We start from the raw sequence: 16,863 nt of genomic DNA, 5'->3' as shown, positions 1-16,863 counted from the left end.
AGGGTTTTTTCGCGGTCCCGGCCGCGGCCCCCCCCCCCCCCGCCCCCCCCCGCCCCCCCCCCCGCGGGGGGGGGGGGGCCCGCGGGGGGGGGGGCGGGGGGGGCCCCCCCCGCCCCCCCCCGCGGCCGTGCTCGTGAACCTGACGCCGTGAGGTCGTGGGTCAGAGGTTCGGGTACAGCGGGTGCTTCTTCGCCAGGGCCGTGACGCGCGTGGCCAGGGCCGCCCTGCGGGCGTCGTCGAAGCCGGGGAGGAGGGCCTCGGCGATGATGTCGGAGACCTCCTCGAAGTCCGCCTTGTCGAAGCCGCGGGTGGCCAGCGCCGGCGTGCCGATCCGCAGACCGGAGGTGACCATCGCCGGGCGCGGGTCGAACGGGACCGCGTTGCGGTTGACCGTGATGCCGATCTCGTGCAGTCGGTCCTCGCCCTGCTGACCGTTGAGCTCCGAGTCGCGCAGGTCGACCAGGACCAGGTGCACGTCGGTGCCGCCGGTGAGCACGGTGATGCCCGCGTCGGTGACGTCCTTGCGGGTGAGCCGGTCGGCGAGGATGGCCGAGCCCTCCAGGGTGCGCCGCTGGCGGTCCTTGAAGTCGTCGGAGGCGGCGACCTTGAAGGCCACCGCCTTGGCCGCGATCACGTGCTCCAGGGGGCCGCCCTGCTGGCCCGGGAAGACCGCAGAGTTGATCTTCTTGGCGTACTCCGCCTTGGACAGGATGACGCCGCCGCGCGGGCCACCCAAGGTCTTGTGCGTCGTGGTGGTGATCACGTCCGCGTAGGGCACGGGGCTGGGGTGCAGACCCGCGGCGACCAGGCCCGCGAAGTGCGCCATGTCCACCATGAGGTAGGCACCGACCTCGTCGGCGATCCGGCGGAACTCGGCGAAGTCGAGCTGCCGCGGGTAGGCCGACCAGCCCGCGATGATCATCTTCGGCCGGTGCTCCTTGGCCAGGCGCTCGACCTCCTCCATGTCGACCCGGTGGGCCTTCTCGTCGACGTGGTAGGCGACCACGTTGTAGAGCTTGCCGGAGAAGTTGATCCGCATGCCGTGGGTGAGGTGGCCGCCGTGGGCCAGGTCCAGGCCCAGGATCGTGTCGCCGGGGGTGAGCAGCGCGAACATCGCGGCGGCGTTCGCGGACGCGCCCGAGTGCGGCTGCACGTTGGCGGCCTCGGCGCCGAAGAGCTCCTTGACCCGGTCGATGGCGAGCTGCTCGACGACGTCGACGTGCTCGCAGCCGCCGTAGTAGCGCCGGCCGGGGTAGCCCTCGGCGTACTTGTTGGTCAGGACGGAACCCTGCGCCTCCAGCACCGCCACGGGGGCGAAGTTCTCGGAGGCGATCATCTCCAGGGTGTTCTGCTGGCGGTGCAGCTCGTCGGTGACGGCGGCGGCGACCTGCGGGTCCACCTCGCTCAGCGGACGGTCCAGGATCGTCACGGTTGTCAGCTCCTCGATCGGGTCGATCTCGATCATTCGCCGCAGAACGCGGCGTATTCGTCGGCCGACAGCAGGCCCTCGGCCTCGCCGTCGATGCGCACCTTGAACAACCAGCCCGTCCCGAAGGGGTCGGAGTTCACGAGGGCGGGGTCCTCGGCGACCGCGTCGTTGATCTCGACGACCTCGCCGGAGACCGGCGCGTACATGTCGCTGACCGACTTCGTGGACTCCAACTCGCCACACGGCTCACCGGCGACGACCGCTTGGCCGACCTCGGGAAGCTGGACGAACACCACGTCGCCGAGCGCGTCGGCCGCGTGCTGGGTGATGCCGACGAGGGCGGGGGAGGCCGCCTCGTCGAGCCACTCGTGTTCCTTGCTGTAGCGCAGGTGCTGGGGTGCGTGCACGGGTCCATTCTCCATTCGAATGCGGAGGGTCTGTCCCTCAGGTGTTTTTGTGATGGTTTGTTCCGGTCGGCGGGTCGGCCGACCTCAGCCCCGCTTGTAGAACGGCAGTGCGACCACCTCGACCGGCTCGGCCTTGCCGCGGATGTCCACGGCCAGGCGTGTGCCCGGTTCGGCCCGGTCCGTGCTCACGTACGCCATCGCGATCGGCACGCCGAGCGTGGGCGAGGGTGCGCCGGAGGTGACCTCGCCGACCTTCTCGCCGGTCTCCGCGTCCACCACCGGGTAGCCCGCACGCGGGACCCGCTTGCCCGGCGAGGTGAGACCGACCAGCGTGCGGCGCACCTCCTCCTGCGCGGCGGCCAGCGCGTCGCGCCCGACGAAGTCCTCGGGCTTGTCCAGCCGGACCACCCGGCCCAGGTTGGCCTCGTACGGGGTGGTGTCCCGGGTCAACTCGTGGCCGTACAGCGGCATGCCCGCCTCCAGGCGCAGCGTGTCGCGGCAGGACAGGCCGGCCGGCACCAGGCCGTGCGGCTTGCCGGCGGTCAGCAGGGCCTCCCACAGCGCGACCGCGTCGCCGGGCGCGGCGAACAGCTCGAAGCCGTCCTCGCCGGTGTAGCCGGTGCGCGCGAGCAGTACGGGCACGCCGGCGACCTCGGTGCGCAGGATCGCGTAGTACTTGAGCGCGGGCAGGTCGGCGTCGGTGAGCGAGCCGACGATCGCGGTCGACGCGGGGCCCTGCACGGCGAGCAGCGTGTACTCCTCGGACGCGTCGCGCACGGTGGCGTCGAACTTCTCCGAGCGGTACGCCAGGCTGCCCGCGACCACGTCGGCGTTGGACGCGTTGGCCACCACCACGAAGTGCTCGTCGCCCAGCCGGTAGACGATCAGGTCGTCGACGATGCCGCCCTCTTCGGTGCAGATCATCGTGTACCGGGCGCGGTCGATCCCGATCTTCGACACGAAACCGACCAGGGCGTGGTCGAGCGCGCGGGCGGCGTCCGGGCCGGTGACCTCGATCTCGCCCATGTGGGTGAGGTCGAACAGACCGGCCGTGGTGCGCACCGCGGTGTGCTCGTCGCGCTCGCTCCCGTACCGGAGCGGCATTCGCCAACCGGCGAAGTCGGTCATCGTGGCCCCGAGCGCGTCGTGCACGGCGTCGAGCGGGGTCCGGCGGTCGGTGGTCATGCGAAGGCTCCTTCGAGGGGGCGCCGGCGGGAACACGCCAAGGGCGCGGGCCGGTCGCGGGCATGGCGAACGGCCGCGCGCTCGGCCGGCGCGGAAGGTGACGGGTACTGCGGCGAATACGACAACAAAGGGGGCTCCCTGCCACGGCTTTCAGCCCTTTTCGACCAGAGTCGGTCGAAAAGTGGGGTGCCCTCCCCTTCTGTCATCGGAACCTGAGAGCTTCATCGCGTCGAACTCGCGATTTGCACCGTGGGTGAACCACACCTGCGGTGTGGTTGCTTTCCAGAAGTGCCTGACCCATGCGGTATCGGTGCCTGAGAGATTCCGGGGAGGAGTTGCTCCTTCGGCGCCCCGCTCGTGGGCGAGGACTCTTCCGCGTGGGGTCGACGGCCGTTATGAGGTTGTGCCCGGCATGCTAGCGCGTGACGTCAATCCCCCGCCGGTACCGGGACCTCGCCGGGACCGGGCCCCGCGGAGTCCGAGGGATCACCGGGACGCGCGCGCACCCATGGGTGCGACACCATGCGCAGGGCATGACGGTTGTGACAAGGGGAGGACTCGTGGAGACGGACTCGGCGGGGGCGCATACCGGCGCCGCGACGGGCGGCGTGTTGACCCCCCGGTCCGTGCACGACCTCCGGGAGGAGCGTGATCGGGCGGGGGAGGGGATCGGCGACCGGATCGTGGACGTCCTGGCCTATCCGGCGTCGTGCGTGCTCGTGGTCACCGGCCTGCCGGGAGCCGGCAAGAGCACGCTGCTCGCGCGCGTGGTCACGCCCGGGGCCGGGGTCGCCGTCCTGGACGCCGATCTGGTCCGGGCCCGCTGGGCGGTACGGGCGGGGCGGATCCCCTACCGGATCTACCGGCCGCTGGTGCGGCTCTCCCACTACGGCGAGGTGGCCCGGGCACTGCGCGGCCCCGGTGCGGTGGTCGTGCACGACAGCGGCCGCAACCCGATCCTGCGCCGGATGCTGGTGCTCGCGGCCCGTCGGCGCGGCAGCTCCGCGCACGCGCTGCTCCTGGACGTGACCGCCCGACAGGCGCTTTCCGGCCAGCGCGAACGCGGGCGCGGGGTGTCCACACCGGTGTTCGCCCGGCACCACCGCGAATGGCGCGAGTTGCTCGGCCGGCTGTCGCCGTGGCTGGACGCGGGACCCACCCTGGCGTCGGCTCCGGGCGGCTTCACCTCGTGCGTGCTGCTCGACCGATCGGCCGCCGGGCACCTGGGCCGGATCGTTTTCGCAGACCCCGTACCGGGACAGTCCCGGCGACGGCAATCGGGCGAGAAGTAAACTGCGGCGGACACCAGAGGAGCACCACCATGCCGTTCCCGGCCAATCCCGTGGAGAGCGCGCTCGTCGCGGCGATGCGCGATCCGTCCCGGGCCGAGGCCCTCTTCGAGGCTTTGGCCGAGGCGGACGTATGGGTGCCGCTGCCCGAGGGCGGCAACCCGGCCGACAGCGAACTGACCCTGCCCACCACCGAGATCGACGGCCGGCCGTACGTCCCGGTGTTCTCCTCGGAGGAGGAGTTCCGGCGGATCGCCGGACCGATGGCGTGCACCGTCGCGCCGATGCGCGAGTTCGCCCGCGGCATGCCGCCGCACGTGGGCATCGCGGTCAACCCCGGCGGCGAGGTGGGCATCCCGATCCCGCCGCCCGGCGTGCTGGAGCTGGCCCGACCGCCCGGCTCGGGCCCGCGCGGCGCGCGCGTGCGGCTGTACGAGCCGGAGCAGGAGCCGATGGACTTCCTGATCGCGGCCGCCGCCGAGTTCACCCACGTACCGGTCGTGCTCAGTGCCCGCCGCGGCCTGGGCGTGATCGAGAACGACCCGCCGTGCCTGTTCATCGGCGTCGAGTTGGACCGCTGGCAGGAGGAGGACCGACTGGCCGCGGTCGGCGCCCTGGAGCGCGCGCTCGGCCGGGCCCCGTGTCCCTGGCCGGTGAACGTGGTGCTCCTGGACGTGGCACAGGATCCTGTGGGGGACTGGATGCTGGAGCGGACCCAGCCGTTCTACCTGCGCGTCGACCAGCGCTGAGCCCGCGTCGGACAGCGCGACATCGGCACATCGGTGCATCGGTACATCGGTTCGGATTCGGGGAGGACGTCGTGAACCAGGTCGAGCAGGCCTTGAGCCAGGTGGCACCCGGGCGTTACGACGCCTACGAGCGGTTGCTCGAAGCGCTCACCGGCGCCCACGTGTGGATGTTGTTGTGGCAGGGGCAACCGGGCAGTCCGGACGCGCAGTACGGGAACATGGACGTGGCCGGGTGGCGCTACGCCCCGGCGTTCACGTCCGAGGAACAGCTGCGTCTCAGTGGCTGGGACCGCTCGTTCGAGGTCTGTCCGGTCACCGAGATCGCGTCCTCGCTGTACACCGACCGCTGGGGCCTGTGGCTGAATCCGCACGCCCAGGGCGGCGGCGTCGGCGTGCCCTATCTCGACCTGCGGCGCATCGTCGGCGGCCTGGACCGGTTGATGGCCGGACCGCTGGAGGTCGGCGAACCCACGTTGTGGGACCCGGCGTTCTACGCGCTGCTCGGCGGCCAACTGTTCCAGACCCAGGTCGTGCGCGCCGCCCACCGGGCCTGGGTGCGACCCGCGGTCGGACCCGAACGCCTCGTGATCGGGCTGCGCCTGACGGACAATCAGCCCGCCACGATGCAGCGGATGCGGGACGCGATGGCCCGCGCCTCGGCCGCGGCGCCGGCCGGACTCACTTTGTCCTCGGTCGCGTTGGACGACCCGTTCGATCCGGTGGCCGCGTGGATGCGCGACCACACGCGCCCCTTCATCGGCATCGACATGCTCGACGAGGCCGCCCGCGACACGCGGTGATCGACGATCGGCACACAGTGGCGATCGCGGGCAACAGGCACTGATGCCCCCAAAAAACTGACGTCACGTCATCAACCGCTGCCTTGTTGTGATTTCGTGACCGATCTACGCGGATCAACCAGTGAATCGTGTCGACGTAATCACGGTTCAGTAAAGGTATTCCGCGACCCCTGTTGGTGACCCGCGTCACGGAGGAGTCTCACCCGGACGACAGATCCCGAAGATCATCGGGATCGCAATGCCGGGTACGGCGACGGGATCGGCGATCCCGAGCCGCCGTCGCATCCGTGAGCGGGGAGGGTCGATCCATGACGGCACCGATCGAGACCACCGGTGTGGCCCGAGAGGCGCACCCCGAAGCGATCGCCGAATCCTCCGGCGTACGCATCGAGGGTCGTTCCCTGGGTCAGATCGCGTGGGCCCGATTCCGTCGCGACAAGGTCGCGATGGCCGGTGGCGTGGTGATCGTCTTCATGGTACTCGTAGCGATCTTCGCACCCTTGATCACCTCGGTCATCGGCGGGGACCCCACCGAGTACCACGACGACCTGCTCGACCCGGTGCTGAACATCCCCAACGGCAGCTTCGGCGGCGCCAGTTGGGACCACCCCCTGGGACTGGAACCGGTCAACGGCCGGGACATCTTCTCGCGCATCGTCTACGGCGCCCGGATCTCGATGCTGGTGGCCTTCCTGGCCACGCTCCTGTCCGTGGTGATCGGCGTCGTACTGGGCACCGCCGCGGGCTACTTCGGCGGCTGGGTCGACGCGCTGATCAGCCGCGCCATGGACGTCTTCCTGGCCTTCCCGCTGCTCCTGTTCGCGATCGCGATCGGCAGCAGCCTCCAAGGCGAGGCGTTCGGCCTCAAGGGCGACACACTCCGGGTCACCGTCCTGATCTTCGTGATCGGGTTCTTCAGCTGGCCCTACATCGCCCGCATCGTGCGCGGCCAGACGTTGTCGCTGCGCGAACGCGAGTTCGTCGAGGCGGCGCGCAGCCTCGGGGCCACCGACCGGCACATCATCTTCAAGGAACTGATGCCGAACCTGGTCGGCCCGATCCTGGTGTACGCCACGCTGCTCATTCCCACGAACATCCTGTTCGAGGCCGCCCTTTCTTTCCTCGGGGTCGGCGTACAGGAACCCACCGCCTCGTGGGGCGGCATGCTCGCGCGCGCCGTCCCGCGGTACGAGGACGCCCCGATGTTCATGGTCGTCCCCGGAGTCACGATCTTCATCACCGTGCTCGCGTTCAACCTGCTCGGCGACGGGCTTCGAGACGCCCTGGACCCACGCAGCCGCTGAATATCCGGCAAGTCCCCACGAGGAGGCACGACCAGCGATGAAACACCCGGTAACTCGCAGGCGCAGGGCCCAGGCGCTGATCGGCATCGTTGCGGTCACCGCGTTGGCCGCAACCGCGTGTGGCGGTGGTGGCGGCGGCTCGAAGAAGAAGTACTCGCCGAGCAACAAGGCCATCACCGAGGTCGTCAACCAGTCGACCAAGAAGGGCGGCACGCTCAAGCTGGTCAGCTCGGACAAGTTCGACTCGCTCGACCCGGGCGACATGTACTACGCCTCGGCCTGGAACTTCTCCCGGCTGATGGCCCGTCCGCTGCTGACCTTCAGGCCCGCCCCGGGCAACGCGAGCTACGAGTTCGCGCCGGACCTGGCCACCGAGGTGGGCAAGACCGACGACGGCGGCAAGACCTGGACGTACCACCTGCGCAAGGGCGTCAAGTACGAGGACGGCACCGAGGTCAAGGCCGCGGACGTCAAGTACGCGGTGGAGCGGACCTTCGACAAGGAGATCCTGCCCAACGGCCCGGCGTACTTCACCCAGTACCTGGACCCGGACGGCACCTACAAGGGCCCGTACAAGGACTCCGCGGACAAGCAGGGTCTGAGCGCGATCGAGACGCCGGACGACTACACCATCATCTTCAAGATGAAGGAGCCGTTCGCGGACTTCAACTACCTCGCCGCGCTCCCGCAGACCGCGCCGGTGCCGCGCGCCAAGGACACCGGCAAGGAGTACGTCAAGCACCCGCTCGCGTCCGGCGCGTACATGGTCGACGGCCAGTACGAGCCCGGCAAGGCGGTCAACCTGGTCCGCAACCCGAACTGGGACCCGAGCACCGACCCGCTGCGCAAGGCGCTGCCGGACCGGATCGAGCTCCTGGAGAAGCAGGACGCGAACGACGTCGACAACCGCCTGTTCGCCAACACGGCGCAACTGGACGTGGTCGGCACCGGTGTCCAGGCCGCCGCGCAGAACAAGATCCTCACCGACCAGAAGCTGGCCCAGAACTCGGACGACGCGGTATCCGGCGCGCTCGCCTACCTGGCGATCAGCTCGAAGACCCCGCCGTTCGACAACGTGCACTGCCGGCGCGCCGTGCAGTACGCGGTGAACAAGTCGCAGATGCAGCGCGCGGTCGGCGGTGAGGTCGGCGCGGACATCGCGACCAACCTGATGCCGCCGACGCTGGCCGGCTCCAAGGTCGCCGACATGTACCCCAACGGCGCCAAGCACACCGGTGACGTGGCCAAGGCCAAGGACGAGCTCAAGCAGTGCGGCAAGCCGGACGGCTTCAGCACCGTGCTCACCGCGCGCAGCAACCGGCCCAAGGAGGTCGCGGGCGCCACGTCGGTGCAGAACGCGCTCGCCAAGGTCGGCATCAAGATCGAGATCCGCCAGTACCCCTCGGGTGACTACTTCACCCAGTTCGCCGGTGTGCCCAAGTGGGTGGCGGACAACAAGGTCGGCATCATGTTCATGCAGTGGGGTCCCGACTTCCCCACCCAGTTCGGCTTCTTCCAGCAGATCGTGGACGGCCGGGCGATCAAGCCCGCCGGTGGCACGAACCTGTCCGAGCTGAACGACCCGGCGGTCAACGGTCTGATCGACCAGGCCACGCGGACGATCGACCCGAACGCGAGCGCGGCCATCTGGCAGCAACTGGACCAGAAGGTCATGGAGTCGGCGGTGATGGTCCCGTTCGCCTGGACCAAGTCGCTGCTCTACCGCCCGCCGAACGTGACCAACCTGGTCGTCACCCCCGCGTACTCCGGGATGTACGACTACCTCAACATCGGTATCCAGTAAGCCTGCGACGAGGTCAGTAGCCCGAAGGAGAGGTGAAGGCCCGTCAGTTCCGGTGCGGGGAGTGGTGATCCCGCTCCCCGCACCGGACCGGGTCGCCGGCTCATGATTTTCTATCTGCTCAGGCGGCTGGCGGGAGCGGTGGTGCTCCTGTTGATCGTCACCATGGCGGTCTTCGCCATCTTCTTCCTGATACCGCGTCTGGGAGGCGCCACAAGCGACCAACTCGCCGCGCGGTATGTCGGCAAGTCGCCCAGCCCGGAAGCGATTTCGCAGGTCAAGCACAGCCTCGGGCTGGATAAGTCGGTGCCCGAGCAATACGGCAGGTTCGTCAAGGGCATGATCGCCGGCAAGGACTACGACACCGGTGTCCGCAAGGTGCACTGCGCGCCGCCGTGCCTGGGCTTCTCCTTCCGCAACAACCTCGAGGTGTGGCCACGCCTACAGGACCGGATCCCGGTCACCCTGTCGCTGGCCGCCGGCGCCGCGGTGATCTGGTTGGTCGTCGGCGTGTCCATCGGCGTGGTCTCGGCGCTCAAACGCGGAACCCTGTGGGACCGCTTCTCGATGGGCTTCGCGCTCGCGGGCGTGTCGCTGCCACCGTTCTTCACCGGCCTGGTGGCCCTGGCGTTGTTCAGTTATCAATGGCCCATCTTCAAGGGCGTGCACTACGTGCCGTTCTTCGACAATCCGGGAAGCTGGGCCTGGAACCTGGTCCTGCCCTGGCTGACCCTGGCGTTCCTGTACGCGGCCCTGTACGCCCGGCTCACCCGGGCCGGCATGCTCGAAACGATGAGCGAGGACTACATCCGCACCGCGAGAGCCAAGGGCCTGCGGGAGCGGGACGTCATCGTCAAACACGGGCTGCGCGCGGCGCTCACGCCGATCCTGACCATCTTCGGCATGGACGTCGGTCTGCTGCTCGGTGGTGCGATCCTGACCGAACAGGTCTATTCGCTGGACGGCATCGGCAAGTTCGCCGTCGAGGCGATCACGCAACAGGATCTGCCCGAAGTGCTCGGCGTGACGATGATCGCCGCCATCTTCGTGATCCTGGCCAATCTTGTCGTGGACCTGCTCTACGCGGTCGTCGATCCCCGGGTGAGGACCTGATGCCCCGTCTGCTACCGCGCCGCAAGCGGAACTCCGCGGCCGAAACAGCCAAGCTCGCCCCGGCCGGACCACCGCCGGCCCCCGAGAACTTCCTCGAAGTGCGCGGCCTGACCGTGCACTTCCCCACCGACGACGGCCTGGTACGCAGCGTCGACGGCGTCGACTTCGCGCTCCAGCGCGGGCGCACGCTGGGCATCGTCGGCGAATCCGGCTCCGGCAAGAGCGTCACGTCGCTGGCGATCATGGGCCTGCACGGCAACACCAGTGCCCGGATCGGCGGCGAGATCTGGCTGGACGGGCAGGAGTTGGTGCGCTCCACCGCCGAGCAGGTGCGACTGATGCGCGGTCGCCGGATGGCGATGATCTTCCAGGATCCGATGTCCTCGATGCACCCGTACTACACGGTGGGCCACCAGATCATCGAGGCATACCAGGTGCACAACGAGGTGACGGGCAAGCAGGCCCGCGCGCACGCGGTGGAACTGCTGGGCCGGGTGGGCATCCCGCGTCCGGACCGGCGGGTGGACGACTATCCGCACCAGTTCTCCGGCGGCATGCGCCAGCGCGCGATGATCGCGATGGCGCTGAGCTGCGACCCGGAGCTGTTGATCGCGGACGAGCCGACCACCGCGCTGGACGTCACCGTGCAGGCCCAGATCCTGGACCTGATCCGGGACCTGCAGCGGGAGTTCGACTCCGCCGTGGTGATGATCACGCACGACCTGGGCGTGGTCGCCGAACTCGCCGACGACGTGTTGGTGATGTACGCCGGTCGGGCGGTCGAGCACGGACCCTCGCGGACCCTGTTCGAGCAGCCCCGACACCCTTATACCTGGGGCCTGTTGGGATCGCTGACCCGGCTCGACCGGGAGCGCCAGGCACGGCTGATGCCGATCAAGGGCAGCCCGCCGAGCCTGATCTCGCTGCCCTCGGGCTGTGCGTTCCGCACCCGCTGCCCGTACGCGGACCACAACGACGGGCGGGAGAAGACCGAGGTCCCGCAGCTCGTGGAGATCGAGCCGGGCCACCGCACCGCGTGTCACCTGGACCTCGGGGAGCGCGAGCGGATCTGGACCGAGGACATCAGGCCGCGCCTGTGAGCGGGACGGCGAACGCGAAACCGGATGGGCACGTGGCCGGCCACATGGGTGGGACAGGGAACGGGAACGCTGAAGTGACCGAGGGCGCCCGAGCGGGAGACGACGTGAAAGCTGCGCAGGCCGTCGAGGCGGGAGCCGCGTCCCCGGACGCGCGGGAGCGGGATGTGCTGGTGCGCGTGCGCGGGCTGCGCAAGCACTTCCCGATCCGATCCGGGATGACCCGACGCCGGGCCGGCACGGTCAAGGCGGTGGACGGGCTCGACTTCGACATCCGCGAGGGCGAGACCCTCGGCCTGGTCGGCGAGTCGGGCTGCGGGAAGTCGACCACCGGGCGGATGGTGATGCGGCTGCTCGAACCCTCCGAGGGCACCATCGAGTTCGGCGGACGCGACCTCACCGGACTCTCCCGCGGGCAACTGCGCCCGCTGCGACGCGACTTCCAGATGATCTTCCAGGATCCGCAGTCCTCGCTGAACCCCCGGCACACCGTCGGCACCATCGTCGGACTGCCGTTCCGGTTGCAAAAGGTCACCCCCGAGGGTGGGATCAAGAAGGCCGTGCAGGAGTTGTTGGAGCTGGTCGGGCTCAGCCCCGAGCACTACAACCGCTATCCGCACGAGTTCTCCGGCGGCCAGCGGCAACGCATCGGCATCGCCCGCGCGCTGGCGCTGCGGCCCAAGCTGGTGGTCGCCGACGAACCGGTCTCCGCGCTGGACGTGTCGATCCAGGCGCAGGTGGTCAACCTGCTGGACGACCTGCAGAACGAGTTCGGCCTGACCTATCTGATCATCGCGCATGACCTGTCGGTGGTGCGACACACCAGCGACCGGGTCGCGGTGATGTACCTCGGCAAGATCGTCGAGATCGCCGACCGCGAGGACCTGTACAGCTCGCCCAAGCACCCGTACACGGTCGCGCTGATGTCGGCCGTACCGGTTCCGGATCCGGCCCGGCGGGAGACCCGCGAGCGCATTCTGCTCAAGGGCGACGTGCCCAGCCCGATGGACCCGCCGCCGGCCTGCCGGTTCCACACCCGGTGCTGGAAGGTGCAAGACATCTGCAAGACCCGGGAGCCACCGTTGGCCGAGGTGGCCGGGCGGCACCAGGTGGCCTGCCACTTCCCGGAGAACACGCCGACGGGGGAGGGCGCGGGCGAGGCGGTGGAGCTGGTGAAGCCGGCGGCGACCGAGCCCGTGGTGCCGGTGCCCGCGGCGCGCGAGCCGGTGGAGGCCGCCTCTTCGGAGGCCGCTCCGGAGGGGGAGGGCGCGGCGCCCGAGGCGGCGGAGGCGGCTTCTTCGGAGGCTGGGGCGGAGGCGGGTTCGGAGGCGGGTCCGGGCGAGGGTTCCGACGCGGCTCCGAAGGCGGCTTCCGAGGCGGCGGATGAGCCCGATGGGAAGGACACACCGCCCACACCGGCCCCATGAGTATCGGCTCGTCCCGGGCGGTGTAGAACATCCGGTATGTCGCCCGAGGTGCCGCCAGAGATCTTCCATCACACGCTCCAACAGGTCCTGGACCTGATCGGCATCTTCGTGTTCGCGGCGGCCGGCGCGCTGATGGCCGTTCGGAAGAATTTCGATGTCATCGGGATCGTCCTGCTCGCCGAGGTGACCGCCCTCGGCGGCGGGGTGATCCGGGACGTGATCATCGGCGCGGTGCCCCCGGCGGCGTTCACGGATCTGGGGTACTTCTCCACGCCGCTGCTCGCCGCCGGACTGGTCTTCTTCCTGCATCCGCAGGTCGAGCGGATCATGTCCGCGATCGACGTGCTGGACGCGGCCGGGCTCGGCCTGTTCTGCGTCACCGGCACCGCGAAGGCGTACGCGTACGGTCTGAATCCGATCCCGGCGGCGGCGCTCGGAGTGACCACCGCCGTCGGCGGCGGCGCGATGCGCGACGTGCTGGCCCGTGAAGTACCCACGCTGCTGCGCTGGGACAAGGAGATCTACACCTTCCCGGCGCTGCTCGGCGCGGGGATCACCGCCGCGCTGATCGAGTTCGACCTGTTCGGGCCGGTCACCGCCACGGCGGCGGTGACCTTCGCGTTCCTGCTCCGGGTACTCGCGCTCCGGCGCGGCTGGCGGGCGCCGCGCGCGTGGCGCCGGAACTCGGGCACCAGCGCCGACGAGAGTTGATCCCACGGCGGTCCGCGCGGCGGGGTCCGCCCGGTTGTGGCCGCCGAGCCGCGTAACGCCGGGCTGTGCCTGCCGGGCCGCGTAAGCCGGGCTGCGTAATGCCGGGCTGTCCCGCCGGGCCGCGTAAGCCGGGCTGCGTAATGCCGGGCTGTCCCGCCGGTCTGTCTACACCCGGTCGTGTCCCCGTCTCCGGGACCGGGACGGCTTCGCCGACCGGGGCCCGGCGGCTCGGTAGGCAGGCAGGCGGAAAGCCACCACTCATAAGAGTGGACCGTGCCCAACCGGCCCCGGCACGCGTTGCACCAGGATGTGTGGGAGATCCAGCAGCCGTTGACCTACGACCACCGGCCGAGACAACCAGACCCGAAGGAGGGGAGCCGGCGTCGGCGACTCGTCGCGTACCTGCGCGCCGCGCGGCCGACCTGGCGCCTGTGGCTCGGCCGATTCCTGCCCGGAGGGCCGCGCTACGGACGGGTGTACGGCCGCCCGCGCCGGCGCCCACGCGTACCCGACTAAGCTGCGCAGTGCGATGGCCTACTTCGATCACGCGGCGACCACCCCGATGCGCCTTTCGGCAATCCGGGCGATGACCGTACAGCTTGCCCACCTCGGGAATCCGTCCTCGTTGCACGCGTCCGGGCGGCGCGCGCGCCGCACGGTGGAGGAATCCCGCGAGTCGCTGGCCCATGCGCTGGGCGCGCGACCGAGCGAGATCGTCTTCACGGCGGGCGGCACCGAGGCCGACAACCTCGCGATCAAGGGGATCTACTGGTCCCGGATCGCGGCGGACCCGGCGCGGCGGCGGATACTGGTCAGCCCGGTGGAGCACCACGCCGTGCTCGACCCGGTGCTGTGGCTGGAGTCGGCCGGGGGTGCGGTGGTCGAGTGGCTGGACGTGGACGGCGACGGGCGGGTGCAGCCGGAGACGCTGCGGGCGGCCATAGAGCGCGATCCCGCGTCGGTGGCCCTGGTGTCGGTGATGTGGGCCAACAACGAGGTCGGCACGGTCGAGCCGATCGCCGAGCTGGTCGAGATCGCGCACGAGTTCGGCATCCCGTTCCACTCGGACGCGGTCCAGGCGGTCGGCCAGATCCCGGTCGACTTCGCGAAGACCGGGCTGGACGCGATGACGGTCACCGGACACAAGCTCGGCGGCCCGGGCAACTGCGGCGCGCTCGTGCTCGGGCGCGGCATCACCCCGGTACCGGTACTGCACGGCGGCGGCCAGGAGCGCGATGTGCGCTCGGGCACGCTGGACACCGCGTCGATCGCCGCGCTCGCGGTGGCGGCCGAGGAGTCGGTGCGCGAACAGGCCCAATACGCACGGCGGGTGGGTGCGCTGCGGGACGAACTGGTGCGCCGGATCGTCGCGGCCGTGCCGGACGCGCAGCTCAACGGCGATCGGCGACTGGACCCGGCGCATCGGTTGCCCGGCAACGCGCACTTCTCCTTCCCGGGCTGCGAGGGCGACTCGTTGTTGCTGCTGCTCGACGCGCGCGGGATCGAGTGCTCGACCGGTTCGGCCTGTTCGGCGGGCGTCGCGCAGCCGAGCCACGTGCTGCTCGCGATGGGCGCGGACAGCGCCCGGGCGCGCGGGTCGCTGCGCTTCAGCCTGGGGCACACCACCACCGAGGCCGAGGTCGCGGAGCTGGCCGAGGCGATCCTGCCGGTGGTCACCCGAGCCCGCTCTGCGGGGTCGGTGACGTCGCGGCGTTAAGGCCGCGAGCGGGTCGGGGGTCGGGTCAGGGTCGGGTCAGGGGTCGGGTCGGGGGTCGGGTCGGGTCGGGGTCGGCTCGGGTTCGGGGTGTCATCGGGTTGGCTTCGGGCTGGGGTTCGGGTTCGGCTGGGGGTTGGCTTCGGGCTGGGGTTCGGGTTCGGGTTGGCTTCGGGCTGGGGTTCGGGTTCGGCGGGGGTTCGGCTTCGGGTAATCCCCTCGGGGGTCGGCGGAGTGACCACGTACTCTTGAGGCGCTATGTCTGATCACACGCTTCCCCCTGCCAACGGCCGCCGCCTTCGGGTGCTCGCCGCCATGTCCGGCGGGGTCGACTCCGCCGTTGCCGCCGCGCGAGCGGTCGAGGCCGGACACGACGTGGTCGGTGTCCACCTCGCGCTCTCGGCGAAACCCGCGACGCTGCGCGAGGGCGCCCGAGGCTGTTGCACGATCGAGGACTCGCGGGACGCGCGGCGGGCCGCGGACGTGATCGGCATCCCGTTCTATGTGTGGGACATGGCCGAGCGCTTCCGCGAGGACGTCATGGACGACTTCGTGGCCGAGTACAAGGCGGGCCGTACGCCCAACCCGTGCCTGCGCTGCAACGAGAAGATCAAGTTCGCGGCGCTGCTGGACAAGGCGCTCGGGCTCGGCTTCGACGCGGTCTGCACCGGGCACTACGCGCAGATCGTCGAGCACCCGGACGGCTCGCGCGAGCTGCACCGCTCGGTGGACATGGGCAAGGACCAGTCGTACGTGCTGGGTGTGCTGGACACCGAGCAGCTCGCCCACGCGATGTTCCCGCTCGGTGGCGACACGAAGGGCGACGTACGTCTGGAGGCCGAGCGGCGGGACCTCGCGGTCGCGCAGAAGCCGGACAGCCACGACATCTGCTTCATCGCCGACGGCGACACGCAGGGCTTCCTGGCCAAGCATCTGGGCACCGAGCGCGGCGACATCGTGGACGCGAGCGGCACCAAGCTCGGCGAGCACGACGGCGCGTACGGATACACCATCGGCCAGCGCAAGGGCCTGCGGATCGGGCACCCGGCGGCGGACGGCAAGCCGCGGTATGTGCTGGACATCTCACCGGTGAACAACACCGTCACGGTCGGCCCGATCGAGGCGCTGGACGTGGACCGCCTGGTGGGCATCCGCCCGAGGTGGTGCGGTCCGGTCCCGGTCGGCGAGGTGGCCTGCACGGCCCAGGTGCGAGCGCACGGCGAGGAGACGCCGGCGATCGCGGAAGCGGTCGGCGACGAGATCCGCGTGCGGTTGGCCGAGCCGATCCGCGGCATCGCCCCGGGCCAGGCCGTGGTGCTGTACGACGGCACGCGGGTGATCGGGTCGGCGACGATCGACGGGACGGCTTAGAGGCTGGGTCGCGGGGGTGGCGGGGTGGGGGTGGGTCGCGGGGGCTGGGTCGCCGGGGCTGGGTCGCGGGGGGTGCGGGGCGGGGTGGCCGGAGTCGTGTTCGGCGGCGTTGCTGCTTGTTGGGCGACTTCGTCGCCGGCTCGCGAGGGACCGCTTTTTTCTCTCCCCCGCTTCGCTCCTCCGAGAAAAAAGCGGCCCCTCGCTCGGGGCTTCGTGTCCCTCCGCTTCGCTCCGGGCCACGAAGCCCAAACTTGCGGCTCCGCCGCTCTCCGCGCTTCGCGCGTCGATCACGAGGTCTCGCCGGGGTCGTGGGCGCTGACGCGCCGGGGCGCGACCTGGTTCGGCGACTCAGGGAAGGCCCGATTCGTTCCCGCAGCCGATCCACCAAGCTGCGGGCAGCTGGGGGCCGCGGGGCGCGACCGGGTTCGGCGACCCAGGGAGCGCCCGACTGGTTCTCGCAGCCGGT

The 16,863-nt window shown here is 70.3% G+C and carries 15 protein-coding genes and 1 riboswitch; of the genes, 12 read left to right on the top strand and 3 right to left on the bottom strand.

Annotation, left to right across the window (positions count from 1 at the left end; all coding sequences use genetic code 11):
- Window positions 1-160: 160 nt before the first annotated feature.
- The 3 genes from glyA to gcvT all read right to left on the bottom strand — a co-directional run bounded on the left by glyA (window position 161) and on the right by gcvT (window position 3,021).
- Window positions 161-1,465, bottom strand: a complete 1,305-nt coding sequence (gene glyA, locus ACIBSV_RS45625) for a serine hydroxymethyltransferase (RefSeq protein ID WP_395873431.1) — start codon at window positions 1,463-1,465, stop codon at window positions 161-163.
- Window positions 1,462-1,836: a glycine cleavage system protein GcvH gene (gcvH, locus tag ACIBSV_RS45620; protein WP_395873430.1), complete on the bottom strand. Its 375-nt coding sequence runs from the start codon at window positions 1,834-1,836 to the stop codon at window positions 1,462-1,464. Before gcvH ends, glyA begins: the two co-directional genes overlap by 4 nt.
- 84 nt (window positions 1,837-1,920) lie before the next feature.
- A complete protein-coding gene (gene gcvT, locus ACIBSV_RS45615) occupies window positions 1,921-3,021 on the bottom strand; it encodes a glycine cleavage system aminomethyltransferase GcvT (RefSeq protein ID WP_395873429.1) in 1,101 nt (366 codons plus the stop codon).
- Window positions 3,022-3,313: 292 nt separating this feature from the next.
- Window positions 3,314-3,407, bottom strand: a riboswitch (glycine riboswitch).
- Window positions 3,408-3,581: 174 nt separating this feature from the next.
- Between gcvT and ACIBSV_RS45610 the strand changes: the two genes are divergently transcribed.
- The 12 genes from ACIBSV_RS45610 (at window position 3,582) to mnmA (ending at window position 16,397) form a co-directional block, all read left to right on the top strand.
- Window positions 3,582-4,313 (top strand): AAA family ATPase, encoded by a 732-nt coding sequence (locus ACIBSV_RS45610; RefSeq protein ID WP_395873428.1) that lies wholly within the window; start codon window positions 3,582-3,584, stop codon window positions 4,311-4,313.
- Between the two features lie 29 nt (window positions 4,314-4,342).
- Window positions 4,343-5,059, top strand: coding sequence for an enhanced serine sensitivity protein SseB (locus ACIBSV_RS45605; protein WP_395873427.1), 717 nt, complete (start codon window positions 4,343-4,345; stop codon window positions 5,057-5,059).
- A 71-nt stretch (window positions 5,060-5,130) separates the two neighbouring features.
- The gene (locus ACIBSV_RS45600) at window positions 5,131-5,859 is read left to right on the top strand and encodes an enhanced serine sensitivity protein SseB C-terminal domain-containing protein (RefSeq protein ID WP_395873426.1); all 729 of its coding nucleotides are present in this window, start codon (window positions 5,131-5,133) and stop codon (window positions 5,857-5,859) included.
- Window positions 5,860-6,167: 308 nt separating this feature from the next.
- A complete protein-coding gene (locus tag ACIBSV_RS45595) occupies window positions 6,168-7,163 on the top strand; it encodes an ABC transporter permease (RefSeq protein ID WP_395873425.1) in 996 nt (331 codons plus the stop codon).
- Window positions 7,164-7,200: 37 nt separating this feature from the next.
- Window positions 7,201-8,967, top strand: a complete 1,767-nt coding sequence (locus ACIBSV_RS45590) for an ABC transporter substrate-binding protein (protein ID WP_395873424.1) — start codon at window positions 7,201-7,203, stop codon at window positions 8,965-8,967.
- A gap of 102 nt (window positions 8,968-9,069) precedes the next feature.
- Complete coding sequence (locus ACIBSV_RS45585) at window positions 9,070-10,077, top strand: ABC transporter permease (protein ID WP_395873423.1); 1,008 nt, start codon at window positions 9,070-9,072, stop codon at window positions 10,075-10,077.
- Complete coding sequence (locus ACIBSV_RS45580; RefSeq protein WP_395873422.1) at window positions 10,077-11,177, top strand: ABC transporter ATP-binding protein; 1,101 nt, start codon at window positions 10,077-10,079, stop codon at window positions 11,175-11,177. The genes ACIBSV_RS45585 and ACIBSV_RS45580 overlap by 1 nt, the downstream gene beginning before the upstream one ends.
- A 44-nt stretch (window positions 11,178-11,221) precedes the next feature.
- Window positions 11,222-12,601 carry an ABC transporter ATP-binding protein gene (locus ACIBSV_RS45575; RefSeq protein WP_395873421.1) on the top strand — a complete coding sequence of 460 codons (1,380 nt, stop codon included), beginning with the start codon at window positions 11,222-11,224 and terminating at the stop codon, window positions 12,599-12,601.
- Window positions 12,602-12,637: 36 nt separating this feature from the next.
- Window positions 12,638-13,312, top strand: coding sequence for a trimeric intracellular cation channel family protein (locus tag ACIBSV_RS45570; RefSeq protein ID WP_395873420.1), 675 nt, complete (start codon window positions 12,638-12,640; stop codon window positions 13,310-13,312).
- 273 nt (window positions 13,313-13,585) lie between these two features.
- Entirely contained in the window at window positions 13,586-13,828 is a 243-nt protein-coding gene (locus ACIBSV_RS45565) for a hypothetical protein (protein ID WP_395873419.1), read from the top strand.
- Window positions 13,829-13,841: 13 nt separating this feature from the next.
- The gene (locus ACIBSV_RS45560) at window positions 13,842-15,029 is read left to right on the top strand and encodes a cysteine desulfurase family protein (protein ID WP_395873418.1); all 1,188 of its coding nucleotides are present in this window, start codon (window positions 13,842-13,844) and stop codon (window positions 15,027-15,029) included.
- Between the two features lie 255 nt (window positions 15,030-15,284).
- The gene (gene mnmA / locus ACIBSV_RS45555; RefSeq protein WP_395873417.1) at window positions 15,285-16,397 is read left to right on the top strand and encodes a tRNA 2-thiouridine(34) synthase MnmA; all 1,113 of its coding nucleotides are present in this window, start codon (window positions 15,285-15,287) and stop codon (window positions 16,395-16,397) included.
- Window positions 16,398-16,863 lie beyond the last annotated feature (466 nt).

The organism is Embleya sp. NPDC050154, from assembly GCF_044460165.1.
GTDB lineage: Bacteria > Actinomycetota > Actinomycetes > Streptomycetales > Streptomycetaceae > Embleya.
Note: the sequence above shows the minus strand (reverse complement) of the source record. Positions and strands in the feature narration are given on the sequence as shown.